The sequence below is a fragment of the Neorhizobium sp. BT27B genome (genome assembly GCF_050455485.1).
Classification (GTDB): Bacteria; Pseudomonadota; Alphaproteobacteria; order Rhizobiales; family Rhizobiaceae; genus Neorhizobium.
Genome location: NZ_JBCIYT010000001.1, coordinates 891101 through 916636, shown reverse-complemented (window position 1 = coordinate 916636; position 25536 = coordinate 891101). Strand labels below are relative to the sequence as shown.

The following is a 25536-nucleotide window of genomic DNA, read 5'->3' as shown; positions in this document are numbered from 1 at the left end:
AGATCTGTAGAATCGACCAAAGGCCGGGCAGGGGATTTGCCCGGCCTTTGGCGTTTCGGGGGAAGCCTTCGCGTCTGCTGTCCGCCCGGACGGTTGCCGTGTCAGTTGCCACGGGCAACCACGACCGGGATCAGCAGGTCGCCCCATTGTCCGTCACCACCGTGATGGCGGGCGGAACGCACGAGTTCGACCGAAACACCTGCCTCGACCGCCTTCATGACCGAATGGTTCAGCCGGTGCAGATCATTGGCCAGCGACCGGATCGCCGCCTGCTGCTCGAAACTCATGGTCGAAGATTGCTCCTCGGCGCGTTCCTTGACGTGGGTCTGGATGGGCGCTGACTGAGAGATCGGATTGTGCATGTTCATGATATTTCTCCTCTCTGTGGTTTTTGGTGGTGACAGGTTGTCGGGTGCAAAGTCCCCCTCTGGCTGCCGCCATCTCCCCCACAAGGGGGAGAAAATATGCGGCAAACTCTCTGCCCAAATTGAACCTCAGCGGATCGGCCGGGTTAAGCCCCTCCCCCTTGTGGGGGTCCACAAGGACGGGCAGAGACACGCGGCTCTGCCCCGGTTGGGGTTTGGGGCGGGGTCTTTTTACGATTCGCTACTCAGCCGCCGGGCGGAACTGCGCATGCTCGGTCGACCCTCCCATAGCCGTCGTCGAAGACTGTCCGCCGCTGATCGCCACCGACACGGCGTCAAAATACCCTGTCCCGACTTCGCGCTGGTGTTTGGTGGCGGTATAGCCATGGATCTCGGCGGCAAACTCCGCTTCCTGCAGCTCCGAATAGGCGGCCATTTGCCGGTCCCGGTAGCCGCGCGCGAGTTCGAACATGCCAAAGTTCAGCTGGTGGAAGCCGGCCAGCGTGATGAACTGGAACTTGTAGCCCATCGCCCCCAGCGCCCGCTGGAATTTGGCGATCGTCGAGTCATCGAGGTTCTTTTTCCAGTTGAACGACGGCGAGCAATTATAGGCCAGCATTTTTCCGGGATGCGCCTTGTGCACCCCTTCGGCAAATCTTTTCGCCTGTTCCAGATCGGGTTTCGAAGTTTCGCACCAGATCAGATCGCAATAGGGCGCATAGGCCACCGCACGCGCGATGCACGGTTCCAGCCCGTTGCGCACCCGGTAAAACCCTTCGACGGTACGGCCTGCATCGTAATCGACAAACGGCTGGTCGCGCTCATCGATATCTGACGTCAAAAGCTTGGCCGCCTCCGCATCGGTGCGGGCAATCACAAGCGTCGGCGTGCCCATCACGTCGGCGGCGAGGCGCGCTGCGGTGAGGTTGCGGATATGCGCCGCCGTCGGGATCAAAACCTTGCCGCCCAGATGGCCGCATTTCTTTTCCGATGCCAGCTGGTCCTCGTAATGAACACCGGCAACGCCCGCCTCGATAAACGCCTTCATGATCTCGAACGCATTGAGCGAGCCGCCGAAACCGGCCTCGGCATCGGCGACAATAGGCGCAAACCATGTTTCGACCGAAAGGCCGTTGCCTTCCGCCGTTTCGATCTGGTCGGCGCGTTGAAGCGTGCGGTTGATGCGGCGCGCCAGTTCCGGTGCGGCATTGGCCGGGTAAAGCGACTGGTCGGGATACATGGAAGACGCGGTGTTGCTGTCCGCCGCCACCTGCCAGCCGGACAGATAGATCGCCTTCAACCCGGCGCGCACCTGCTGCATGGCCTGGTTGCCGGTCATCGCGCCCAGCGAATTGACAAAATCTTGGCTGCGCAGAAGCGACCACAGCCGGTTGGCGCCCGCCTCCGCCAGCGAATGACGGATCGTTACCGAACCGCGCAGCCGCTTCACGTCATCCGCAGAATAGGGGCGTTCGATGCCGTCGTAACGGCCGGACGGTGCAGTCGGAACGATGTTGTAAAAATCAGTCATGCTTCACTCCCTGGGCTTCGGTAACTTGTCCGATGTCAAGGAATTTACATGGGCGTTGAAATTGTATCTAATCAAATCCGCAGTGTTGCGACAGTAAAAGGGTCGAGATGTACTGTTTTTGACAAAGTCCAAAGTGAGTTTGTCAATTTTTGTAAAGTTTGTGCTGGTTGCTTCTTTGGGAGGAGAGCGAATGGCTGAACGTAAGATCTTTGCCGGTCCAAAGGTTCGGCGCATCCGGCTCGGGCTGGAACTGACGCAGGCGGCGATGGCGGAGGGGCTGGAGATTTCCGCCTCCTATCTCAACCTCATCGAACGCAACCAGCGGCCGCTCACCGTGCAGCTGCTGTTGCGGCTTGCCTCCACCTATAAGGTCGATCTTGAAGCGCTGCAAAGCGATGACGGCGCCATGGTCGGCGAGCTTCGAGAGGTGTTTCGCGATCCGCTCCTGTCGGGCGAACTGCCGGGCGATCAGGAACTGGTGGAAGTGGCCGATGCCGCCCCCAATACCGCCGGCGGGATTCTAAAACTTTATCGCGCCTATCGTGAGCAGGCCGCGCGTCTCTCCGATCTGGCCGAACTTCTTGCCCGCGAAGGTCACGAAACCGGTATGGCCGCCACGCGTCTGCCGGCCGATGAGGTGCGTGACCGTCTTGAACACCGCCCGCATTTTTTCGCACGCATAGAAGATGCGGCGGAAACATTTATTGCCGAACTCGCTGCCGGTGACGATCTTGCGGCTAGTCTTCGAGACTGGCTGAAAACCCGCCACGGCATCGTCGTCCGCTCGCTGCCGGTACATGTCATGCCGGACCTGAAACGCCGTTACGATCGTCATTCGCTGCGGCTGTTCCTGTCCGAACGACTGTCGGCCAGCGACCGTCTGCGTGAAATCGCCATGGAAGTGGCACTGCTGGCGCTGGGGGAGGCGATTGCCGGCGAACTCGAAGACCTCGCCTTGTCGAGCGGCGAGGCCAAACGCATCGCCCGGTTCGAACTGGCGCGGTATGCGGCGCATGCGCTGATGATGCCCTATGGCGCTTTCCTGTCGGCTGCCCAGCGCGCCCGTTACGATATCGATGTTTTGCGCGCCCGTTTCGACGTGTCGTTCGAACAGGCGGCAAACCGGGTGACGACACTCGCACGGCCCGGCGCATCCGGCCTGCCGTTTTTCCTCGCCGAGATCGACAGCGCCGGCAACCGTCTCCGCCGCGCCGGCGCGCAAGCCTATCCGCATGCGAAATTCGGCGGGCTCTGTCCCAGGCTCGGTGTGCATGCGGCTTTCGCCCAGCCGGGGCAGGTTCTCACGGATCGGGTCGAGATGCCGGATGGTGCCGCCTATCTGACGGTCTGCCGCACGCTGGAAGGCCCGCAGGCCGGTTTCAACGAGCGCGTGCGCCGCACCGCCATCCTCATCGGCTGCGATTTCGAGGTGGCGCGCGAAACGGTCTATGGCGAAGCGGCGAGCCTGCCGGGGGCAACCGTTCTGGCCGGAACTGCCTGTCGCCTGTGCGAGAGACGCGGCTGCCTGTCGCGCGCCGAGCCGCCGGTAACGCGGCCTCTGGGACTGGACGAGATGGCGACCGGTCTCAGTGCCTTCGATTTTCGGTGATGGCCCTGATGGTATCTTGAGAAGTCTTTGCTGCAATGCAGCTTTTTGCTTGTGGGTAGCGATGTTCCTTCATACTCTCGCACAAAACAAAAGCATAAAGAGGGAAACAAGGCGCGGCGCTGATGCGGCCAGCCTTCATAAAACAGGAGAAATCATGCGACCCAATCTGCTTCGTCTTCTGACCGCCGCTGCCGCCACGACGCTGATGGCCACCGCCGTCTTCGCGCAGGAACGCCAGGTCCACGTCTACAACTGGTCCGACTATATCGATGAATCGGTGCTGGAAGAATTCACCAAGGAAACCGGCATCAAGGTCGTTTACGACGTGTTCGACAGCAATGAAGTGGTCGAGACAAAGCTGCTGGCCGGCGGTTCCGGTTATGATGTCGTCGTGCCGACCGGCCCCTTCCTCGCCCGCCAGATCCAGGCCGGCGTCTTCCAGAAGCTCGACAAGTCGAAGCTGCCGAACCTTTCCAACATGTGGTCGGAAGTCTCCGAGCGTCTCGCCAAATACGATCCCGGCAATGAATATGCCGTCAACTACATGTGGGGCACCACCGGCATCGGTTACAATGTCGACAAGGTGAAGGCAGCGCTTGGTGATGTGCCGCTCGACAGCTGGGATATCCTGTTCAAGCCGGAAAATGCCGAAAAGCTGAAATCCTGCGGTATCAACATCCTCGACGCGTCCGACGAGACCTTCGCGATTGCCATGAACTATATCGGCAAGAACCCCGACAGCAAGGAAGCGGCCGATCTGGAAGCTGGCGGCGAGGTTTACAAGAAGATCCGCCCGTCGGTGCGCACCTTCAACGCCTCGGCCTATATCGATGAACTGGCAAACGGCGACAGCTGCATTTCCATCGGCTGGTCGGGTGACATCCTGCAGGCAAAGACCCGCGCCGAAGAAGCCAAGAATGGCGTCAAGGTCGAGTTCGTCATCCCCAAGGAAGGCACCTATATCTGGTTCGACAACCTTGCCATTCCGGCCGATGCCAAGAATGTTGCCGAGGCCCACGAATTCATCAACTTCATGATGAAGCCGGAAGTCATCGCCAAGTCCTCGAACTATGTCCAGTATGCCAACGGCAACCTTGCCTCGCAGAAATTCGTGGACAAGGAAGTGCTGGAAAATCCGGGCGTCTATCCCCCGGAAGATGTCGTGAAAAAACTCTTCACCATCTCGCCTTACGGCCCGCGTGAACAGCGTGTGCTCAACCGCGTCTGGACCGAGATCAAGACCGGCAGCTGATGCCTTCTGCGGAGCGGGTTTTGGGCCCGCTCCGCATGATTGCCAATCCGGCACCACGGCGTGCCAAAAAATCAGGGTAGATGGGGACAGGCATGGCGAAATCTCTCGGGCCGGTTAAGCGCAAATTTTCTCCCTGGACCGATCCGACATCGGTGCCCTTCATCCGTTTCGAGAATATCACCAAGCGGTTCGGCAATTTCACCGCCGTCGAAAACCTGACGCTGGATATCTACGAGCGCGAGTTCTTTGCGCTGCTCGGGCCATCGGGCTGCGGCAAGACCACGTTGATGCGCATGCTGGCCGGTTTCGAGGAGCCGACCGAAGGCCGCATCCTCCTGCAGGGCAAGGATCTGGCCGGCGTGCCGCCCTATCGCCGCCCCACCAACATGATGTTCCAGTCCTACGCGCTGTTCCCGCATATGACGGTGGAAAAGAACATCGCCTTCGGTCTGGAACAGGACAAGCTGCCGAAAGCCGAGATCGCCGCCCGCGTCGAAGAGATGCTGAAGCTGGTGAAGCTGGAACAGTTCGCCAAGCGTAAACCGTCGCAGCTCTCCGGTGGTCAGCGGCAGCGCGTGGCGCTGGCCCGGTCGCTTGCCAAGCGGCCAAAGGTTCTGCTGCTCGACGAACCGCTCGGCGCGCTCGACAAGAAGCTGCGCGAGGAAACACAGTTCGAACTGACCGACCTGCAACACACGCTGGGTCTGACCTTTTTGATCGTCACCCATGATCAGGAAGAGGCGATGACCGTGTCCGACCGTATCGCCGTGATGGACAAGGGCGTCATCATGCAGGTTGCGACACCGGCGGAAATCTACGAGGCGCCGAACAGCCGCTACGTCGCCGACTTCATCGGCGATATCAACATCATCGAAGGTGCGATCGTTTCCAACAGCGGCGCGGCGAGCGGTGGCGTGATGCTCGATTGCGATGGTCTGAAGATCGCCGTTGATCAGGAATGCCCGGCATCGACAGGGGATCGCGTCGCTTATGCCATCCGCCCGGAAAAGGTTCGCCTCGGCATCGAGCCGCCGGCCGATACCGCCGTCAACGCCGCCGCGGGCGAGGTTTACGACATCGGTTATCTCGGCGATTTTTCGCTATTCCTCGTCAAGCTCGACGATGGCCGCATCATCCGCGCGGCACAGGCCAATATCCAGCGCCTCGTCGATCGCCCGCTCACCTTCGGTGATCGCGTCTGGGTCCACTGGTCGCGCGATGCCGGCCTTGTTCTGACCCGCTGAGGAGAGCGCCATGGCAATCGATACGCTGTCTCCCCCGTTACCGCCCGAGCCAAAAGTCGAACTTGCCGATGATGCCGGGCGCACCAATCCGGCACGCTGGCTGATCGTCGCCATTCCCTATCTCTGGCTGCTGCTGTTTTTCGCGGCACCCTTCCTGATCATCGCAAAAATCTCGCTGTCCGACACGGCAATCGCCATGCCGCCCTACACGCCGACCTTTCAGGGTTTTGGCAATCTCGGCACCTTCTTCTCGCAGCTGGATTTCGAAAACTACGCCTATCTGGCAAGCGACAGTATCTACATCAAATCCTATCTCAACTCGCTGCGCATCGCCGCCATCTCGACGGTTCTGCTGCTGCTGATCGGTTATCCGATGGCGCTTGCCATGGCGCGCGCCAAGACCAGTCTGCGGCCGATTCTGGTGATGATGGTCATCCTGCCATTCTGGACCTCGTTCCTGATCCGCGTTTACGCCTGGATCGGCATCCTGAAGCCGGAAGGCCTGCTCACGGTTCTTTTCCAGTCGATCGGCCTGATGGGCGAGGGCGAGCAGGTACAGATCTTTCGCACCGATTACGCGGTCTTCATCGGCATCGTTTATTCCTACCTGCCGTTCATGGTCCTGCCGCTGTATGCCGCGCTGGAAAAGATGGACCATACGCTGCTGGAAGCCGCAAGCGATCTCGGCTGCCCGCCCTGGAAGGCCTTCTGGCGCATCACATTCCCATTGTCCTTGCCCGGCGTGATTGCCGGCTCGCTGATCTGCTTCATCCCGATCACCGGCGAATTCGTCATCCCCGATCTGCTCGGTGGCGCCGATACGCTGATGATCGGCAAGACCTTGTGGACCGAGTTCTTCAACAGCCGCGACTGGCCGCTCGCTTCGGCGATCGCCGTCATATTGCTGGCGGTGCTGGTCCTGCCCATCGTCTATTTCCAGAACCAGCAGCAGAAGGCGGGATAAGGCCATGAAGAATGCCCGTTTCGACGCGACCGTTCTCACTCTCGGTTTCGCCTTCCTCTACATCCCGATCCTCATTCTGGTGATCTATTCGTTCAACGCCTCGCGGCTGGTCACGGTCTGGGGCGGGTTTTCGCTCGTCTGGTACCAGCAGATGTGGTCGAACCAGGGGCTGATGGATGCCGCATGGGTGACCGCACGTGTTGCCCTGCTCAGTGCCACGATCGCCACCATTCTCGGCACGCTGGCGGCGCTGACCTTGGTGCGGTTCCGCAAAATCCCCGGCCGTCTGCTGTTTTCGGGCATGATCTATGCGCCGCTGGTGATGCCGGAAGTCATTACCGGCCTGTCGCTGCTGTTATTGTTCGTATCGCTCAATGTCGATCGCGGTTTCTGGACCGTGGTCATCGCCCACACGACCTTTTCGATGTGCTATGTCGCGATCGTCGTGCAGTCGCGGCTCCTGACATTCGACCGGTCTCTGGAAGAGGCGGCGCTCGATCTCGGTTGCCCGCCGGTGAAGACGTTTTTCCGCATCACCCTGCCGCTCATCCTGCCGGCGGTTCTGGCGGGCTGGATGCTGGCCTTTACCCTGTCGCTGGACGATCTGGTGATCGCCAACTTCAACACCGGCCCCGGCGCCACCACGCTGCCGATCAAGATCTATTCGCAGGTGCGTCTGGGTGTAACACCTGAGATCAATGCGATCTGCACAATCCTGATCGGGCTTGTGGCGATCGGCGTGATTGCGGCCTCGCTGGCCACCAAACGCAACGAGCTGCGCCGCCAGCGTGACGAACACGCTGCCGCTCAAGGCTGATCGTTATGGGCTGATGCGTTTATGGTTGCGGCGGCTTGGCCATTGGCCAGAACACCGGTGTCGGCCATGCGCCACCGATGAACATCATCAGCGGGTCGTTGGAAGGCGTGCCGTCCGTCTCGGCATAGATATTGGCGGAAAGCGCCAGCCCCTGCGTTTCCAGCGGCACCAGCCCGCTCAGCACGATCAGGTCACTCGGCCCATCCAGCCTTGCTTCGCCAAGCTCGGCAACGCCATCGGCGATGGTTGCCGAGATATCCATGCGATCGAAGAGGATATCGCCGTCGCTGACATCCTTCAGGGCAAAATAGGCGGACTGCCCGGCCAGCTGGCGAATGGCGGCAAGGTCGATGCCGTTCAGGCGGCCGTTGCGTGCCGAAAGGCGCAGCGAGCCGGAAAGATCGCTCATCGTCGCCAGACCAAGCGGTTTGGCAAGATGCAGGGCCAGTTCGGCGGAACCGTTCGCCTCGGGAACGATCGCCTCGACGCCGAAGCGGCGTGATACGCTAGCAAGGTCGACATCCCGCAGCGACAGCCTGAGATCGGCGCTATCGGTCAGCCGGCCTTCCGGGGCGCTGATCTGGCCGGTCAACCGTCCGCCATCGATTGAACTGTCGACCAGATCAACGCGTGCCATCTGGTGTGTGTTGATCAGGCTGACGGCGGCATTGCGTAGCGGCAGCGGCCCCAGTTGCGCCTCCGTCGCGGACAGGCGCAGGTCGAGATCGAGAAGGTCGCCGAGAAGGGCGGCCGGCGTCACATCATCCTGGCCGGCAGTCTGCGGCTGTGGTGACAGAGCTGCGATGATCGCGGAAAAATTCAGCTTGTCGAAGGCGAGCGTGCCGGTCAGGCGTGGTCTTGCGCCATCGGATGCCACCAGATCCATGATGCCGGTGGCCGATGCCTCATTGGCCTGCAGCGACACCTGTTCGAAACGCAGGGCATTGCCGGCCGTCATCATCTGGCCCTTGAGCGACAGCTGGTTCAGCCGGTCGAGGCCGGTAACGTGGATGTCGAGCCAGTTGAGAATGTCCGGCACGCGCGGCATGTTGATGCTGAACGATCCGGCCAGAAATGCGTAAGTCGCCAGATTGGCAGTGCCGCTGAACTGGCCCGAAAACAGGTCGGAGCTGAGCGAAAGGTCGGCATCGGCATTGCGGCCGGCCAGAAGCGTCAGCGGTTTTGCCGAGGAGAAGGAGAGCGTAAAAGTCTTGTCTCTCAGCGTTCCGGTGAGGCGCGAAGAGATCGCCGAGGAAAGCTGCGGCCATTCCACCGTTCCGTTGACCGCTGTCAGGCTGGTTTTGTGTTGACCATTGGCATCACTGATCTCGACCGAGCCGTCCTCGATCGTCACCTCGCCGATGGCGGCATCGAGATCCTTGCCGATCGCTGTATTGCCGGCATTGCTGCGAACCTTCTTGACCGCATCATTGAGCAAACCGTCCATTGACCAGTCGATGTCACCGGATGCCGTGCGCAAGGCGAAAAGCTTTGGGCGTACAAGGTCGAAATCCTCGAAGACCAGATTGCCGCGTAGCGCCTGAAACAGCTCGAACGATGCCGAGAGATTATCGACATGGGCAATCAGGCGAGAGGCTGGATCTTCCGTCTCGCGAATGGAAACATCCTTCAGGATGATGTGCGGATGCGGCCAGAAATGCAGCTCCGGAGCACCTTCAATGGTTGCCTCATGCCCGAACCATTGTTCGACGGCCTCTTCCATGCCGTTGCGCACCAGCGATGTGGAAATCAGATACGGGGCCGCAACCTGCGAAACCAGCCCGAGCGCGATTGCGCCGACGGCCACGACCATGGCCGATCGCCGGTAGCGTTTTCTGGTCTTGAGCGAATGGATCAGCGACTGCAACATGCTTTCCTCGAAGCGCCCATGGCTTCGCAATCTCGGGGCCTCGGCAATGTGTGGCTTTCGTTAGCGGAAATCCAGCGGCCATGCAAATAGGCCGGATGCCGCGCCTTTTCCGCCAAATGGCTTATGTTAGACTGGTGTGGGAGTGGGAGGACTTCATTCATGCCGCAATCGCAAAAACCGTTATGGGTGCCGGCACCCGACGCGCTCTGCGCGTCGCCGCTCGCCCGCTTCATGCACTGGTGCGAAAAACGATACGACCGGCAGTTCGACGGGCCGGATGCGTTTCATGCCTGGTCGGTTGCCGAGCGGGCGGATTTCTGGTCGGCGGTCTGGGATTTTTGCGGCGTGTGGGGTGAAAGGCCAGGACCGGTTCTGGTCGATGATGGCCACATGACCGAAGCGCGTTTCTTTCCCGAAGCGACCCTCAACTTCGCACAAAACCTGCTGTCGCGACGTGGTGCCGAGGATGCGCTGATCTTTCGCGGCGAGGACAAGGTCTTTGCCCGCTGGTCATGGGATGAGCTTGCCGCTTCGGTCTCGCGCCTGCAGCAGGCGTTTCGTGCATCGGGCATCGGCAAGGGTGATCGTATTGCCGCCATGATGCCGAACATGCCGGAAACGGTGGCCCTGATGCTCGCGGCCGCATCGCTCGGCGCCATCTGGTCGTCATGCTCGCCGGATTTTGGCGTGCAGGGCGTGCTCGACCGGTTTGGCCAGATCGAGCCCAAACTGTTCATCACCTGCGACGGCTACTGGTATAACGGCAAGCGGCAGGATGTTTCGGAGAAGGTGAGGGCTGTCGGCGCAGAGCTTGGTGTGCCGGTTCTGGTCGTGCCTTATGCGGGCGAAGCCGAAACCCTTTCCGCGTCACTGGCCGATGGCCGCACGCTTGCCGCCTTCATCGCTCCTTTCGAGGCGGGTGAGCCGCAGTTCGAGCCGCTACCATTTTCGCATCCGCTCTATATCCTGTTTTCATCCGGCACGACCGGTGTTCCGAAATGCATCGTCCATTCCGCCGGCGGCACTTTGTTGCAGCACCTGAAGGAACAGCAGTTGCATTGCGGCGTGATGCCTGGCGAAAGGCTGTTCTATTTCACCACCTGCGGCTGGATGATGTGGAACTGGCTGGTCTCCGGCCTCGCATCGGGTGCAACGCTGTGCCTTTACGACGGCTCGCCCTTCGCGCCGGATGGCAATGTCCTGTTCGATTTTGCGCAGGAAGAGCGGTTTTCGCTGTTCGGCACTTCGGCCAAATATATCGATGCGGTGCGCAAGGCAGGTCTGGTGCCGAGAGAGACGCATGATCTGACGCAACTGCGGATGCTCACCTCGACGGGTTCACCGCTATCGCCGGAAGGGTTTTCCTTCGTTTACGACGGCATCAAACCGGATGTGCATCTCGCCTCGATTTCCGGCGGCACCGATATCGTCTCCTGCTTCGTGCTCGGCCATCCGCTGAAACCGGTCTGGCGCGGCGAGATACAGGGGCCGGGCCTCGGCCTTGCCGTCGATGTCTTTGACGAGGCCGGAAATTCTGTGCGCGGCGAAAAGGGCGAGCTGGTCTGCACCCAAGCGTTTCCCTCGATGCCGGTGATGTTCTGGAACGATCCCGACGGCGCCAAATATCACGCCGCCTATTTCGAGCGTTTCGACAATATCTGGTGCCACGGCGATTTTGCCGAATGGACGGATCACGGCGGGCTGATCATCCATGGGCGCTCGGATGCCACGCTCAATCCCGGCGGCGTGCGCATCGGTACGGCGGAAATCTACAATCAGGTCGAGAAGATGGAGGAGATCGCCGAGGCCCTGTGTATCGGTCAGGACTGGGAAGACGATGTTCGAGTCGTGCTGTTCGTGCGTCTGGCATCCGGCGCTGCTCTGGACGAGGCGCTGCAATCCAGAATCAGGTCCACCATCAGGGCAGGGGCGTCACCGCGGCATGTGCCGGCAAGGATCATTGCCGTCGCAGACATTCCCCGTACCAAGTCCGGCAAGATCGTCGAACTCGCAGTGCGCGAGATCGTGCATGGGCGGACGGTGAAAAATCGGGAGGCACTCGCCAATCCCGAAGCACTCACCCTTTTCTCAAATCTGACTGAATTACGCTCATGATTTCCCAACCTGTGCCGGATTGGCGCGGGTCGCTGCAACCATACACTTTTCGTTGTCTCTTTGCGGGAGTTACGTGATTCTTTATCGTAAATTGTGCCTTTTACCTGGCGGAAAACGGGAAAATTTACCGGTCGTTAAGACCTGTTGGTGCAAAGTTAACACTGAACGGAAAAGCGGAATGTCGCCTGGTTTCGGCGCTCACTTTCACCGTCTGACACCTTTTTCCCGTCGTTGGGATCGCAGCATCAACTTATAAAAAGGCAGCTTCGGCTGCCTTCTTTTTTGCCCGCATTCCAGCGTTGCAATCAGTTGGCCAGAACACGCGGTGAGGGGAAGGTGATCTCCACCAGTGTTCCTTCGTTGGGCGTCGACGAGATGGCGAAGGATGCGCGGTTGGCATCCACCATCGCCTTGGTCAGCGGCAGTCCCAGCCCGGTGCCGTCGCCGCGCTTGCGGGCAGCCCCTGTCACCTGCCGGAAAGGCTTCATCGCCAGTTCCAGTTCCGAGCGCGTCATGCCGATCCCGGTATCGCGGATGCGCAGGATGACGTTGCCATTCGCCTCGAAAGCGCTGGACACCACGATCTGCCCGCCCGACGGGGTGAACCGGATGGCATTGGACAGGAGGTTGAGAACGATCTGCTTGATCGAACGCAGATCCGCCACCACCTGCGGCACAGCCTGAGAGAGCGCGGTGCGAATGATCACCCGTTGGCCGTTGGCCTGTGGCTGGATGATCGACACGGCTTCCGACACGGTCTCGTTCAGGCCAACCGCCTCGAATTCGAGATCCATCTCGCCCGCCTCGATCTTGGAAATATCCAGGAGGTCGTTGACGATATCGAGCACATGGCGGCCGGAGCGGCCGATATCATTGGCATATTCCACATAGCGCGGATGGCCGATCGGGCCAAAACGTTCGGTCGCCATCATGTCGGCAAAACCGATGATCGCGTTCAGCGGCGTGCGGATCTCATGGCTGACATGGGCGAGAAAATCGCTCTTGTGCGCATTGGCTGTTTCGGCGGCGCGCTTGGCGTTGCGCAGTTCTTCCTCGGTCCGCTTCCAGGCGGTGATGTCGCGGATGACGGCGCAATAACCGTTCGACGAGGTTAACCGGCCGATCGTCATGAACAGCGGCAGGAAACCACCACCGGCTTCACGGCCGATCACCTCACGCCCGTCATTCAGAACGCTGGCAACGCCATGGCCGGACAGGCCACCGAGATAATCGATGACCGAGCGCTGGCTTTCATGGGCAAACAGCATCACGAAAGGCCGGCCGGCGGTCTCGTCATTGTCATAGTTGAACAGCGCACTGGCAGCCCGGTTCATCGAGCGCACATCGCCTTCCGAGCCGATGATGACGACGCCGTCCGTCGCGGTTTCGAGGATCGAGCGCAGCTCGTCCACTTCCACCTTGAGGCCTGAGACTTCCGCGGCAATGGCGGCTGCGTCTTCGTCCACGACGGTTTCGGCAGCAGTCTGCACGGCCGCAGGCACGGGTTCTGCGACCACCGCGACCGGCATCAGTGCGAGCATCAGCGCGGTCGATTGTTCCCAGCGGATCGATTGCAGGCGGGCGCTGACCGGAACCAGCGTATCGTCGGCGCGCACCACCACCATGCCACCGGCCTCGGCGGTCTTGGCTTCGAGTTCGTCGCGCTGCAAAAGCACGTCGAGACCGCCAAGTTCATCAAGCTGATCAAGGGATTCGTAGCCGGTCAGGCGCAGGAATTCGGGATTGGCATGGAACAGCCGGTCGCCGGCATGAACGATCAACGCCACCGGCATCTGGTCGAGAATTTCCGCACTCAGACCAAGCCGTGCGCGCACCGGAATGATGTCGGCATAGGTCGCCGGCTCCTCGGCTTCCGGTTCCTGCTCGTCCTCGTCATCTTCCTCAATCTGGGCATCGACCCGGTCGGTTTCATCGGCATCGGTTTCCGCCTGATCGAGCAATGGCAGCGCTTCGGAAGCCACGTCTTCATCGCCGTCTTCCGCCGCGTCGCTGCTCCCGTCAAGGTTCGCGTCGCTGTCGTCCGGCTGCTCGGCTGCGTCAACAGTCTCTTCTGCCGCCGTTTCGTCCTGCCCGGCTGCGGCCTCGATGAGGTCGCTCGGGGCGTTTTCATTGGCGTGAGGCGCGAGGATGGAATTGTCGTCCTCCACCTCTTCCCGATCCGTCAGTGGCTCGAGGCGGCGGGCGATCTCGATAAACGCTGCCTGCTCGCCGGGCGTCAGCCCATCCTTGCGCGAACGGCGTTCCTCGAACTGGATGACCTTGTCGGAATGGCGACGCGACGGTGTTTCGACGACGCGAAGCGCGGGCCGCTCTTCTTCCGGGGCGGCAGGCGCATCCATCTCGGAAGTGTCTTCTTCCGGCGCGATGTCATCGGCATCTTCCGCCTCGGCGGGGTCGGCATAAGCATCGTCGGCTGCCGTAGCTGTGTCGCTATCGTCAACAACGTCCGCTGAAGCCGGGATGTCGTCGTCACTCGTTTCCGGCAGCAGGGCGATGCTGTCGTCCGACCCATGAACGGCTGTGTCATCGCTCTCGGCAGTGGCGTCTTCAGCCGAGGTTTCCGTCTCAGCGGCGGCCGGTGTCGGCACCAGTGTCACACCGATTGCCAGCGGGTCTTCCGCCACATCGGCAACGCGCACGATCCCGAAACCGCGAAAACCGTCGAATTCGCGTGAACGCGTATAGGTGGGCAGGGCGGCGAGGTCGACCGGCACTTTCAGGGTCGTGCCTTCGATCGGCCACCAGATGGTCTTGCCGGACCACGTATCGCGCTTGCGCAAAAGCTCTGCGATCTTGCCGTCCGGATCGAAGTTGAACAGCGCTGCGAGATCGGAAAAGGCAAGGCCGTTGATATCGGCGGCATGTGGGCCGACGACGCGGGCAAACTCGCTGGACACTTCGCTGAACCGGCCTTCGGAATCGATCTTCCAGACAAAACGCGTGGCGCGCATATCGGGCGAAAACACGAAAGGCTCTGCATTATCGGAAATTCTGGAGGTGCCGAACATCTGTGCCGGCGTCTCATTCGGTTCATCCACGGTGACGGCCACGGTTTCCGTCACTGCCGTATCGGCCAGATCTTCTTCTTCGGCTGCGACCGGAGCATCGTCCGCCAAAACCTCTTCTACCGGCAGATCTTCGTCCGCTTCCAATTCGGTCTCGTCTACCTCATCCATGTCCTCGGCGTCATCGGAAGCCACGGCTTCGTCGCCATCCTGGGCCTCGGGTTCGGTGCCAAAGCTGTCGAGCAGCGCCTGCCTCACCTCGGACATGGCCTGTTCGGTCTGCGTCGTTTCGTTGGCGGGCCGGCTGGAGGGCTCGAATTCAGCCTCCTCGGTCGGCTCGTCATCCACTTCGGAAATGTCTGCCAGCGCATCGAGCGTATCCGCATAAGCATCGGCGGCGGGCGTGGTTTCGGCAGGAGTTTCCACGGCCGGCACTTCCGGCTCTGAAATTTCGGCCGGCTCGATGATTTCGGCAATTGCCGGAGCGGTATCGACGACTGCTGTCACGTCTTCGTTCCCGATCGTCTCTCGCCTGATTTCCATCGGAATGACGTCGGAGGAATCCTCGTCCGGTTCGACGATGAACAGAAGATGCATGGCCGGCATGTCGGAAACCCGGCCCATCGCCGCCGGCAGGTAGCCGATCCTGGTCGGGACAGGGCGTTTTACCAGGCCTTCATTATGCACGGCGGCCATATTCACCAGCATGCGCGCGGTATGCGGCGTCAGATCGAGCGAGGCGAAACGCGGCGAGGCGGCCAGGATCGCGCCATTCTGGTCCAGCACGGCGCGGTGCGTATCGGTGTCGTCAAAACCTTCGATCATGCGCGCCGCGCATTGGGCGACAGACATCGTCTCGTCGGCAGTCGGTGCGGCAATCATGATGGCGCGGTCGTGGCCGATCGTCATCAGTTCGCATGTGGCCTGCACGGCGGTGCGCTGAAAACCGTTGGTGACGCGCATTATAAAGGAGCGGCTGTCGCCGTCATTCTTCAATCCACGCGCAGCCGCGTCCGCCTGCCGGAAGGACACGTCGATCGGGGCGGTGCCATGGTCGAGAAAATCATAGATGGATTCGTGGCCGAAAAGCTCGGCGCCGCGTCCGTTCGCCCAGAGCGCATGTTTCATGTCGGGCGAAAAAATGACGATCGCCTCGCCGCCGGAAAGGCGCGCACGGATGCGCGGATGCACGGCGATGTCTATAAATGGATACTGTACAGCGGACATGAACGAACCCTGGGAGCACCTTCGCCAGATACGCGACGAAGTGCCAAGTTAACATATTGTTAGTAACTTCACAGGGGGCTCGGGTCCACCTTCGCCGCCTTCCTTTCGGGCAAGAGGGTTAACGCCGGAAGGTGCGGCGCACAAATATGTTGCATTGCACAATTAGATGTTTTAAATATACAGATGAGGAGCCGGCATCCCCTGCCGGGTTTATGTCGAGGAGGACATGACATGGCTTATAAAGCCGATGATTTCTTTGGATTTTCCACATTCGATCCGAGCCGTATGGCGCAAGGGTTCCGCGAGGCTGCGGAGAAGGGCGCCGAACAGTCCCGCGAAGCCTATTCGCGCATGCGCGAAGTGACGACGGACGCGACGAAAACTGTGGAAGACACATTTCAGTCTGCCCAGTCAGGCTCATTCGAGCTGGGCATGAAGGTGGCGGACACGATGCGCAGCAGCGCCGATCTTTCCATCGCCCATATGGAAGCGATGATGGGCGTGCGCTCGGTGTCCGAACTGTTCGAACTGCAGTCCAGTTTCATGCGCAAGCAGGCGGAGTTGACTGCGCAGCATATGCGCGGCATGCAAGAGACGACCCGCAAGGTGGCCGAGCAGGTGACGAAACCCGGACGCGCTGCGGCCGAACGTGCCATGGCCGGCTTCAAGGCGGCCTGATCCGTTTGCGAAGGATAAAGACTGCACATTGTCATGTGGTCTTTCTCATCTGGATGACTGTTAGGGGCTTGCAAAACGAGTTTGATCCTCGTATGTGAGCCGCAGACGCCCAAAACGTCTCATGTGCGGTTGTAGCTCAGTTGGTTAGAGCGCAGGTTTGTGGCACCTGAGGTCGGTGGTTCGACCCCACTCAACCGTACCATTCTCTTCTCCCCGTCAGTCTTTATGTCACTGCGACTGTCGGGGAGAAGAGAAGTCTCTTCTCTCCAGTTTCATTTTTGTTGTTTTGCGTTGCTGTGATCGTCATGGCGACGGGTATTGGCACGTCTGCCAGTCTGTTTGCGGCGCGTATATTCGCCAAGTCACCATCAGAGATGGTTCTTCGATCCGTGTCGTTGCGGTAACGGATAGCGTGCGCAAGGTCGACAACGCCAGCCTTCGACAATTGGGATCGAATTTTCCGTCTGCAGTTGATGTATATATCAAGTTTAGATTCCGCCTTTGTTTGGGGCGAAACTGTGGCAATTGCGGACTTGCTAGGCTCGTAAAATCACTATTCTGGCCGTTGTTTCGAGGTTTTACCGTAAAAAAAATCTAACCATTTTGGGACCGCGATGTGCCGTTTCGGGAATTTGGCAGCCGCCGGTTGCTATTTTCCCGTCTGCGTCGCAAAAATGCGAGAAAACTAAATAAGCAGTTGCGTTTTAAAGGAATTTCTCCTTGTGCGGGAAGAAATATTCGGCTCGTATGTCCTCAGTTTTTAGCTGGGTACTACAACTTATCTTATGCCTAAAGAGACACCTTTTTCAGTAGTGAGTCGTAAGCTTCTTGATGCATGGCTCGCATCTGACCCAAATCGTCCTGCCGATGCTATCGATATCTATCGTGGTGTGGTGGATCTTCTTTCGGTGCGTATGCGCCTCACTCTGATCCGGGTCGATGAAGGCGATCCGTGGCAATGGCGCATGCGGGCAATCCGCACCTATGGCTTTGCGTCACGCCTGCTGGATATGTCCAAGCTTCTTCCCGATGGGCCATTGGGGGACGTGTCCGACCGCCAGTTCATGGAACACGCGGTCGTGCCGCGTATGCAGGAAGTGATCCAGACGCAGCAGCCGGTCATCGAGGTGGTCAAGACACGCGTCATGGGCCTCAGTGTCGGTTACGATCGAATCATGCTGGCACAGAAGAACACTGCTGGGCCGGAATGGGTGATCACCTGCACCATGGGACGTTTCATGTTCGTGGCACCGCAAAAACATGCGGAACTCGACCTGACGGACGAATCGATCGTGCAGTTGCTGGTGGAGGGCGCCACCGCCAAGGAAATCGCTGCCCAGATCAATGTGTCGCCGCGAACGGTCGAGCACCGTCTCGAGCGCATGAAGGATCGCATGGGGGCACGCAATCTTGTGCAGCTCACTGCCATGCTGATGGCGCATCGGCTCGGCCATGGCGCCTACGAACATCACGGTGAATAAAGAGATGTCTTGCCGCCGCGGAAGGTTTCAATCTCCGGCGGCAAGCTTCAGTGCTGTGACGATTTCCTGCAGGAAGGCAATGACGGTGCGCATGCGCGGCAGATCGCGCATGCTTTCGTGATATGTCGTCCAGTACGAGCGGCGCAGGCCGATTTCCGGCAAAAGCCGCTCCAGTTCGCTATCCTGTCTGGCAATATAATCATGCAGGATGGCGATGCCGGCACCGGCGCGCACGGCCTGTACCTGTCCGATCGCGCTCGATACTTCAAAACCCGCATCCCAGTTGCGCATCACCTCGCCGGTAAAGTTCAGCGATGGGGAGAAGATCAGGTCCTCGACATAACCGATACGCGCATGGCCGCGCAGGTCTTCCACCGTTTGCGGCCGGCCCCGCTTTTGCAGATAGTCGCGTGAAGCATAAAGGCCGAGCGTGTAATCCGTCAGCTTGGCCGAGATCAGCCGCCCCTGCTGCGGCCGTTCTATTGTAATGGCGATGTCCGCCTCGCGCTGTGACAGCGAAAACGAGCGCGGCACCGGCACCAGCTGCAGTTTCAGCTGCGGGTGCCGTTCCGTCAGTTCGCCCAGGCGCGGCGCCAGCACGGCAACACCCAGACCATCCGGCGCACCGATCCGCACCGTGCCGGCAATCGCCGCATCGCCCGATCCTGTTGCCGCCTGCATGGCCAGCATTTCCGCTTCCATGCGCTCGGCTGATGCATAAAGCGCCTGGCCTTGCGGCGTCAGTTCGCATCCCGTCGTGCGGCGGATCAGCAACTGCGTCTTCATGTCGGCTTCCAGCGCGGTGAGGCGTCGCCCCAACGTCGCGTGATTGATGCCCAGTCGCCGCGAGGCGCTGAGGATCTGCCCGGTTCGCGCCACTGACAGAAACAGCCGGACATCATCCCAGTTCATCGCAGCACCCCGCATGTGATTGCCGATGTCGAAATTTGCACAACGGATGCGTAAACTACGGCGTTGCCCTGTGCAAATGTGAATGTCATCCTGCCGGCAACTGAATGGAGGACTTTTCAATGAACACACTCGGACATTTCATCGGCGGCAGCCACGTGGCCGGCACAAGCGGTCGCACGGCCGACGTCTTTAATCCGGCAACCGGCGAGGTTCAGGCCAAGGTGGCGCTGGCAAGCGTTGCGGAAATCCGTGCGGCGGTGGAAAATGCCAAGGCGGCGCAGCCGAAATGGGCAGCCACCAACCCGCAGCGCCGCGCCCGCGTGTTCATGAAATTCGTCGATCTCCTCAACCAGAACATGGATGAGCTGGCGGTGATGCTATCGAAGGAGCATGGCAAGACGGTTGAAGACTCCAAGGGCGATATCGTCCGCGGCCTGGAAGTCTGCGAATTCGTCATCGGCATTCCGCATCTCTCCAAGGGTGAGTTCACCGAAGGTGCGGGTCCCGCCATCGACATGTATTCGATCCGCCAGCCGGTCGGCATCGGCGCCGGTATCACGCCGTTCAATTTTCCGGGCATGATCCCCATGTGGATGTTTGCGCCGGCGATCGCCTGCGGCAACGCCTTCATCCTGAAGCCATCGGAACGTGACCCGTCGCTGCCGCTGCGTCTGGCAGAATTGATGATCGAGGCGGGTCTGCCTGCCGGCATTCTCAATGTCATCAATGGTGACAAGGAAGCCGTCGATGCGCTTCTGACCGATCCGGATATCGGCGCCATCTCCTTCGTCGGCTCCACCCCGATCGCCCGTTATGTCTATGGCACGGCGGCGATGAACGGCAAGCGCGCCCAGTGCTTCGGTGGCGCCAAGAACCACATGATCATCATGCCCGACGCCGATCTCGATCAGGCCGTCAACGCGCTTATGGGCGCAGGCTACGGTTCGGCAGGCGAGCGCTGCATGGCGGTGTCGGTTGCCGTTCCGGTCGGCGAGGAAACCGCCAATCGCCTCGTCGAAAAGCTGATCCCCAAGATCGAGTCCCTGCGCATCGGCCCCTATACGGATGACAAGGCCGACATGGGTCCGGTCGTCACCAAGGCTGCGCAGGAGCGCATCAACGGCCTGATCGACCGTGGTGTCGAAGAGGGAGCCGAGCTTCTCGTTGATGGTCGCGGTTTCAAGCTGCAGGGTTATGAGGACGGCTATTTCGTCGGCGGTTCGCTGTTCGACCACGTCACGCCGGATATGGATATCTACAAGCAGGAAATCTTTGGTCCGGTCCTGTCGGTCGTGCGCGCCAAAAATTACGAGGAAGCGATCGACCTGCCGATGAAGCACGAATATGGCAATGGCGTCGCCATCTACACCCGTGACGGCGATGCGGCGCGCGACTTTGCCTCCCGCATCAATATCGGCATGATCGGCATCAACGTACCGATCCCGGTGCCGCTCGCCTATCATTCCTTTGGTGGCTGGAAAGCATCCTCCTTTGGTGATCTCAACCAGCACGGCACGGACTCGATCAAGTTCTGGACCAAGACCAAGACGATCACCGCCCGCTGGCCTTCGGGCATCAAGGATGGTGCGGAATTCGTCATGCCGGTCATGAAGTAAGTCGCTAAAATAAAAGTCAAAGCAGCATTTTAGGAGAGGGCGGCGTAAGTCGCCCTTGTTCGTTTTTGGCGTGTTTTCAGCGACTTGGAAGTGGAGGGTAAAACTCCCCTTTCTCTATTATGTGATTGAAATTGATTTTTATTGCGCTATTTGCCGCAGCCGATCAATGGGATCTGCCGCTTTTTGCGGCAATTGAAGGATTGGGGAAATATACATGTCCTTTTCAGACTTGGCGCCGAAGGCGTCCGGCACGCTTGAGCGTGCATCTTTCAGCGGAAATGCGCGGGAATACTTCGGAATCTGGATCGTCAACGTTCTTTTGACAATCGTGACGCTCGGCATTTACTCGGCTTGGGCAAAGGTCCGCCGCAACCGTTACTTTTACGGAAACACCGTCATCGCAGACCGTGCATTCGAATACCACGCCACCGGCAAGCAGATTTTCATCGGCCGCCTGATCGTCGTCGGTTTCTTCATCGTCACCAACATTCTGACGACCATTTTCCCGCCCTTCGGCCTGATCGTGTTTTTCGTCATTCTTGTTGCGCTGCCTTGGCTGATCCAGCGCAGCCTGCGTTTTAGCGCTCGCGTCACCAGCTATCGCAATGTTCGCTTCAATTTCATCGGCTCGGTTGGTGGCGCGTTCGTTTCGGTCCTGCTCGGCAGCATGGTTGCATCGATCTCCTTCGGCATTCTCGCGCCGCTCGCAAGCCGCTGGGTCTGGCGTTATGTCTTCAACAACCTGCATTACGGTGACCGTCCGTTCGCGACCGATCCCAAGATCAAGTCTCTTTACGGCGTCTGGATCCTTCCGGCTGCGCTGATCGTTGTCGGCACGGTTCTCATTGCGGGTATCGGCTTCGCAGCTGCATCGGCTGCATCCGCAATGAGCGATACCGAAATGCTCGACAGCATGTCCGGCTTCAGCCCGGTACATTTCGCCGTCCTGTTCGTCTTCGTCGCCTACGGTCTTGCCGGCCTGCTGTACCGTATCGGTGTGCGCAATGTCGTCTTCTCCGCCACCACGCTCGATGGCAAGCATCAGCTGGTCAGCGATGCGCCGCGTTTCCAGTATGCCTGGATCGCCATTTCCAACGTCATCGTCACCATCCTCACGCTCAGCCTGATGCGCCCCTGGGCTGCCGTGCGAATGGCCCGCTTCATGGCCATTCACACCGGCGTCATTGTTGTCGGCGATCTGGGTGAGGTATTGTCGTCCATGGAGATGACCGGCTCTGCTGTCAGCGCCGAATATCTCGACCTGGAAGGATTTGACTTTGGTTTCTGACGGCACTCTGATCGCGCGCGGCGAATGGCACCCCGCTCATTCCAGCCGCGCGGTCGCCGCGGAACTTCGTGAACAGGAAGCCCAGCTGGTCGCCGTCTCCGACGGCGCCACGCTGGCCTCCGGCCTTCGCGAGCAGATTGACATCAGCCCGCGGGTCGGTTCGATCCCGCGGCGCCTGACATTTATAGATGGCTCGGTGTTCGAAACCCGTGACAATGATGCCATCGATGCCTTTGTCGGCCGTCATGGCGGCAAGCGCAGCGGTTTCGTCCATCGCCTCGAGCAGTTTCATCCGCGTCTGATCGCCTTCACCCTTGCCGTCATTCTCTTGGCCGTCGGCATCTATCGGTTTGCCCTGCCGGTGATGGTCGAGGTGGCGGTGCTGGTAACGCCTCCCGTCGTTCCGCAGATGATCGGCGCAAGCACGCTCGCCTCGCTCGACAAGACATTGCTGAGCCCAACCGAATTGTCGCAGGAGGAGCAAAGTTCTATCCGTGCCGAATTCGCACCGCTGGCCAGGAATGCCAGAGGCGGCGAACCCGCTTACAAACTGCTGTTCCGCAATGCCCGGCTGATGGGGCCGAATGCCTTTGCGCTGCCGGACGGCACGCTGGTCCTGACCGATGATCTCGTGCAACTCGCCAAGGGCGATCGCCAGATGGTTCTCGGCGTGCTGGGGCATGAGATTGCCCATGTCGAAGGCGATCACAGTCTGCGGCAGATCTACCGGGTTGCCGGTTTTGCGGCGCTGGTCATGCTGATCGCCGGTGACGTCGGCTCCGGCGTCGAGGATATTCTCGCGCAGGGCGGCACGCTTGTGGCGCTCTCCTATTCGCGTGGTGCGGAAGAGGCGGCGGATCGTCGTTCCGTGGAGCTGATGAAGGCTGCCGGTTATCAGGCGGATGCGCTGGCGCGTTTCTTCGCCATTCTGGAGGAAAAGATCGGCGACCGTGGTGAAACAAGCATGCTCTCCACCCATCCCGGCACCCCGGCGCGGCAGAAATATATCCGCGATTATGCACAACAACTTGAAGGTGCCGTTAAGGATCCGTGACGATGTCCGGCTTTGACACATTGACCTTCCTGTCAGCCGGACTAATTTAGCGCTCCAGTACAGAGTTGGGGGGGGGGGGGTGCGCGTCATGGTTTATGAGTGGGATGCCAAGCGTGCGCGTCGGGCGCAGATTGGCAAGGTCGGCCTCGCATTGATCGTGGCTTGCGGTCTGGTGGCAATCGGCAGCTGGTTTTTCTCCGCATATTGAGCCGTAAATAAAGGTCATCCGAAGTTTGGACGTCGCAGTTCCACAAGGCCTTGACCGGCCTTTGGAGCATTGCGTCGAACGCCTGCGTTCAAAAGACGCGACATCCATGCCTTGTGGAGCAGGGGGCAAACGCATATAAGAAAAAACTGGAGTACGGCGGTCACCATAATCTGGCGCTGCCGATCCGGCGTCGTGAAAACGCGGACACATTTGTGTAAACACGGCGGTGAAAATTGTATTTTGGAATTGTTCAAAACTAGCAAAGCCCCTATATAGGACTTCAAGAGTCTCTGGAGACGAAGATGCGCCTGACGAAACAGACCAATTATGCCGTTCGCATGCTGATGTATTGCGCCGCGAACGAAGGCCATTTGAGCCGTATTCCCGAGATCGCCAGAGCCTATGGCGTGTCCGAGCTTTTCCTGTTCAAGATCCTGCAGCCGCTGACCAAGGCCGGTCTGGTCGAGACCGTCCGCGGTCGCAACGGCGGCGTCAAGCTTGGCCGTGCTGCCGACAAGATCACGCTGTTTGACGTCGTACGGGTCACGGAAGACAGTTTTGCCATGGCGGAATGCTTCGAGGACGGCGTTGCCGAATGTCCTCTGGTCGACAGCTGTGGCCTCAACTCGGCGCTGCGCAAGGCACTCAACGCATTTTTTGATGTGTTGGCCGAATACACGATCGACGATCTCGTCAAGGCGCGCCCGCAGATCAACTTCCTGCTCGGCCTCGACGAATTCCCGCCGGCCAGCATGCCTGAGTTGCGCGCTCCCGCCGCCTGACCCGATCTGGCAACAGCAGGGTAACACAATCGAATTCCTGAAAGCCGCGGATCAGTCCGCGGCTTTTTTCGTTTGTTCCGTCAGCTTCTGTAACAGCGATTCGCGATATTGCCGGGTGGTGTTGAGGCACCGTCAGGGGATTTTTACCGCCCAATGGTGGCGACATTTACCTGTTTGCGCGTGATGCGGGTCTTTTTATGGTAAATATAATGTTAATCGATGTATATTTTACAGTTGTCATTGAACCGTTCCAATCATTGAAGTACATATTACTCATAAAGTAAGTGAGTGGTTCCTATAGGGTAAGGGGTGTTTGCAATTTGATGTTGTAGTTATCTTGTTGGGTCTGTCTTGTCTGACAGATTACATGCCGGGCTAATGATTTGTCTGGCGTTGATTTGCAGGCCATCGAATATGACTGTCTTTGTACGTTTACAAAGAATTGGCGTTCGCTCCTGCCCAACTCTCTAAATGACCAGGCCAAGTTTTTCGCGAGGCCCTTGCTGTTAACGGTTTCAGATAATCTGTCGGTTTGATGAAACTATTTTGATTTCCCTTTCGTCTGTTGTGAAAGGGTATCGGAATTGGCGCGGTGAAGTCCGACGCTTGGTTCCGGTGTATCCAGATCGGGTTTTGCTGGCTGGCAATGCTTGGTGGCGAATGCGGTTCGAGCGGTCCCTCCCGCACGGGGCGAAATAAAATCGAGGGAGAGGTGATCCGTTTGTGGGGCACTTCCGTACAGTAGTCAGGTTTTAAGAATGCGTATCCGGGCTTATTGCGTCTGATGCTGAAATGACGCCCGGGGCTACGTCGAATAACGGTTTGAGGAATATTATGCCAGGTCTCGGTCATGACAGTGGAAGTTCATCGTCGCTCCGTCGCGTTCCCAAACAGGGAAGAAGCCGTGATCGTATTGACGAAATCCTGAAAGTTTCAATGCATCTCATCGGTGAAAAGGGCATTGATGCCGTCACGATGAAGGAAATTGCCGCTCTTTCCGGTGGTCCGATCGCGTCGGTCTATCAATATTTCCCGAATAAATCGGCGATCATCGCGATGCTTTATGATCGCTATGTCGACCAGACCCGTCTGATCGTCAGCAAGACGATCACCAGCATCTCCTCTGCGGCTGATGCGCTGGACGCGACCGACACGATGTTCGACGTCTACTACAATAACCTGCGCCAGAATCCATCGACACAGGATCTGCTGAACGCCATCCAGGCAGACAAGGCGCTTGCCGACCGCGATATCGATGAAACCCGCTATCAGGCGGACAGCTTCTACGATGCCACGGAGCAGTTCATTCCAGAGCAGATGCGTGATGCGTATCGCCGCACGCTGTTTCTGATGTTCCACATGGCTTCCGCAACCCTGCGTCTGGCGCTGATGGTTCCGGAAAAGGAAGGCGAAGTTATCGTCGCCCAGTTCAAGGCGATCACCCGCGCTCAGGCCACCTATTATTTCGAAGGCAAGTTCCCAACTTCGATCTGATAT

The 25536-nt window shown here is 59.2% G+C and carries 18 protein-coding genes and 1 tRNA gene; 14 read left to right on the top strand and 5 right to left on the bottom strand.

Features of this window, described 5'->3' with window-relative positions; translation table 11 throughout:
- Positions 1-101: 101 nt before the first annotated feature.
- Positions 102-368 (bottom strand): hypothetical protein, encoded by a 267-nt coding sequence (locus AAIH70_RS04785; protein WP_430033300.1) that lies wholly within the window; start codon positions 366-368, stop codon positions 102-104.
- 238 nt (positions 369-606) lie between these two features.
- The gene (gene aceA, locus AAIH70_RS04780; protein WP_132272699.1) at positions 607-1896 is read right to left on the bottom strand and encodes an isocitrate lyase; all 1290 of its coding nucleotides are present in this window, start codon (positions 1894-1896) and stop codon (positions 607-609) included.
- A gap of 190 nt (positions 1897-2086) precedes the next feature.
- Between aceA and AAIH70_RS04775 the strand changes: the two genes are divergently transcribed.
- From AAIH70_RS04775 to AAIH70_RS04755, 5 genes are all read left to right on the top strand, one after another.
- On the top strand, positions 2087-3505 hold the full coding sequence (locus tag AAIH70_RS04775; RefSeq protein WP_132272700.1) for a helix-turn-helix domain-containing protein: 1419 nt from the start codon (positions 2087-2089) through the stop codon (positions 3503-3505).
- Positions 3506-3659: 154 nt separating this feature from the next.
- On the top strand, positions 3660-4757 hold the full coding sequence (locus AAIH70_RS04770; RefSeq protein WP_132272701.1) for a polyamine ABC transporter substrate-binding protein: 1098 nt from the start codon (positions 3660-3662) through the stop codon (positions 4755-4757).
- A 92-nt stretch (positions 4758-4849) separates the two neighbouring features.
- Positions 4850-6001: an ABC transporter ATP-binding protein gene (locus AAIH70_RS04765; protein WP_132272702.1), complete on the top strand. Its 1152-nt coding sequence runs from the start codon at positions 4850-4852 to the stop codon at positions 5999-6001.
- 10 nt (positions 6002-6011) lie between these two features.
- Positions 6012-6965: an ABC transporter permease subunit gene (locus tag AAIH70_RS04760; protein ID WP_132272703.1), complete on the top strand. Its 954-nt coding sequence runs from the start codon at positions 6012-6014 to the stop codon at positions 6963-6965.
- A gap of 4 nt (positions 6966-6969) precedes the next feature.
- Positions 6970-7782: an ABC transporter permease gene (locus AAIH70_RS04755; RefSeq protein ID WP_132272704.1), complete on the top strand. Its 813-nt coding sequence runs from the start codon at positions 6970-6972 to the stop codon at positions 7780-7782.
- A 19-nt stretch (positions 7783-7801) separates the two neighbouring features.
- Here AAIH70_RS04755 and AAIH70_RS04750 read toward each other — a convergent pair whose 3' ends face one another.
- Positions 7802-9652, bottom strand: coding sequence for an AsmA family protein (locus tag AAIH70_RS04750; protein ID WP_132272705.1), 1851 nt, complete (start codon positions 9650-9652; stop codon positions 7802-7804).
- 159 nt (positions 9653-9811) lie between these two features.
- Between AAIH70_RS04750 and AAIH70_RS04745 the strand changes: the two genes are divergently transcribed.
- The gene (locus AAIH70_RS04745; protein WP_132272706.1) at positions 9812-11767 is read left to right on the top strand and encodes an acetoacetate--CoA ligase; all 1956 of its coding nucleotides are present in this window, start codon (positions 9812-9814) and stop codon (positions 11765-11767) included.
- A 305-nt stretch (positions 11768-12072) separates the two neighbouring features.
- On the opposite strand, the gene AAIH70_RS04740 is transcribed toward AAIH70_RS04745, so the two are convergent.
- Positions 12073-16020 (bottom strand): ATP-binding protein, encoded by a 3948-nt coding sequence (locus AAIH70_RS04740; protein WP_430033292.1) that lies wholly within the window; start codon positions 16018-16020, stop codon positions 12073-12075.
- A gap of 231 nt (positions 16021-16251) precedes the next feature.
- Between AAIH70_RS04740 and AAIH70_RS04735 the strand changes: the two genes are divergently transcribed.
- The 3 genes from AAIH70_RS04735 (at position 16252) to AAIH70_RS04725 (ending at position 18179) form a co-directional block, all read left to right on the top strand.
- A complete protein-coding gene (locus AAIH70_RS04735; RefSeq protein WP_132272708.1) occupies positions 16252-16698 on the top strand; it encodes a phasin family protein in 447 nt (148 codons plus the stop codon).
- Positions 16699-16823: 125 nt separating this feature from the next.
- A tRNA-His gene (locus AAIH70_RS04730) sits at positions 16824-16900 on the top strand.
- Positions 16901-17510: 610 nt separating this feature from the next.
- Positions 17511-18179: a helix-turn-helix transcriptional regulator gene (locus AAIH70_RS04725; RefSeq protein ID WP_245519089.1), complete on the top strand. Its 669-nt coding sequence runs from the start codon at positions 17511-17513 to the stop codon at positions 18177-18179.
- Between the two features lie 27 nt (positions 18180-18206).
- Here the strand turns inward: AAIH70_RS04725 and AAIH70_RS04720 are convergent, their stop codons facing one another.
- Positions 18207-19091, bottom strand: a complete 885-nt coding sequence (locus AAIH70_RS04720) for a LysR family transcriptional regulator (protein ID WP_132272710.1) — start codon at positions 19089-19091, stop codon at positions 18207-18209.
- 119 nt (positions 19092-19210) lie between these two features.
- Between AAIH70_RS04720 and AAIH70_RS04715 the strand changes: the two genes are divergently transcribed.
- From AAIH70_RS04715 to AAIH70_RS04695, 5 genes are all read left to right on the top strand, one after another.
- Complete coding sequence (locus AAIH70_RS04715; protein WP_132272711.1) at positions 19211-20707, top strand: CoA-acylating methylmalonate-semialdehyde dehydrogenase; 1497 nt, start codon at positions 19211-19213, stop codon at positions 20705-20707.
- Between the two features lie 214 nt (positions 20708-20921).
- Entirely contained in the window at positions 20922-21995 is a 1074-nt protein-coding gene (locus tag AAIH70_RS04710; RefSeq protein ID WP_132272712.1) for a YjgN family protein, read from the top strand.
- Positions 21985-23049 carry a M48 family metallopeptidase gene (locus AAIH70_RS04705; protein WP_430033287.1) on the top strand — a complete coding sequence of 355 codons (1065 nt, stop codon included), beginning with the start codon at positions 21985-21987 and terminating at the stop codon, positions 23047-23049. The genes AAIH70_RS04710 and AAIH70_RS04705 overlap by 11 nt, the downstream gene beginning before the upstream one ends.
- 510 nt (positions 23050-23559) lie before the next feature.
- Positions 23560-24039 (top strand): iron-responsive transcriptional regulator RirA, encoded by a 480-nt coding sequence (gene rirA / locus AAIH70_RS04700; RefSeq protein WP_132272714.1) that lies wholly within the window; start codon positions 23560-23562, stop codon positions 24037-24039.
- 936 nt (positions 24040-24975) lie between these two features.
- Positions 24976-25533, top strand: coding sequence for a TetR/AcrR family transcriptional regulator (locus AAIH70_RS04695; RefSeq protein ID WP_245519090.1), 558 nt, complete (start codon positions 24976-24978; stop codon positions 25531-25533).
- Positions 25534-25536 lie beyond the last annotated feature (3 nt).

Excerpts from the sequence above, each read along its gene's own strand:
- AAIH70_RS04785 (WP_430033300.1), bottom strand. The coding sequence starts at position 368 with ATGAACATGCACAATCCGATCTCTCAGTCAGCGCCCATCCAGACCCAC.
- aceA (WP_132272699.1), bottom strand. The coding sequence starts at position 1,896 with ATGACTGATTTTTACAACATCGTTCCGACTGCACCGTCCGGCCGTTAC.
- AAIH70_RS04775 (WP_132272700.1), top strand. The coding sequence starts at position 2,087 with ATGGCTGAACGTAAGATCTTTGCCGGTCCAAAGGTTCGGCGCATCCGG.
- AAIH70_RS04770 (WP_132272701.1), top strand. The coding sequence starts at position 3,660 with ATGCGACCCAATCTGCTTCGTCTTCTGACCGCCGCTGCCGCCACGACG.
- AAIH70_RS04765 (WP_132272702.1), top strand. The coding sequence starts at position 4,850 with ATGGCGAAATCTCTCGGGCCGGTTAAGCGCAAATTTTCTCCCTGGACC.
- AAIH70_RS04760 (WP_132272703.1), top strand. The coding sequence starts at position 6,012 with ATGGCAATCGATACGCTGTCTCCCCCGTTACCGCCCGAGCCAAAAGTC.
- AAIH70_RS04755 (WP_132272704.1), top strand. The coding sequence starts at position 6,970 with ATGAAGAATGCCCGTTTCGACGCGACCGTTCTCACTCTCGGTTTCGCC.
- AAIH70_RS04750 (WP_132272705.1), bottom strand. The coding sequence starts at position 9,652 with ATGTTGCAGTCGCTGATCCATTCGCTCAAGACCAGAAAACGCTACCGG.
- AAIH70_RS04745 (WP_132272706.1), top strand. The coding sequence starts at position 9,812 with ATGCCGCAATCGCAAAAACCGTTATGGGTGCCGGCACCCGACGCGCTC.
- AAIH70_RS04740 (WP_430033292.1), bottom strand. The coding sequence starts at position 16,020 with ATGTCCGCTGTACAGTATCCATTTATAGACATCGCCGTGCATCCGCGC.
- AAIH70_RS04735 (WP_132272708.1), top strand. The coding sequence starts at position 16,252 with ATGGCTTATAAAGCCGATGATTTCTTTGGATTTTCCACATTCGATCCG.
- AAIH70_RS04720 (WP_132272710.1), bottom strand. The coding sequence starts at position 19,091 with ATGAACTGGGATGATGTCCGGCTGTTTCTGTCAGTGGCGCGAACCGGG.
- AAIH70_RS04715 (WP_132272711.1), top strand. The coding sequence starts at position 19,211 with ATGAACACACTCGGACATTTCATCGGCGGCAGCCACGTGGCCGGCACA.
- AAIH70_RS04710 (WP_132272712.1), top strand. The coding sequence starts at position 20,922 with ATGTCCTTTTCAGACTTGGCGCCGAAGGCGTCCGGCACGCTTGAGCGT.
- rirA (WP_132272714.1), top strand. The coding sequence starts at position 23,560 with ATGCGCCTGACGAAACAGACCAATTATGCCGTTCGCATGCTGATGTAT.
- AAIH70_RS04695 (WP_245519090.1), top strand. The coding sequence starts at position 24,976 with ATGCATCTCATCGGTGAAAAGGGCATTGATGCCGTCACGATGAAGGAA.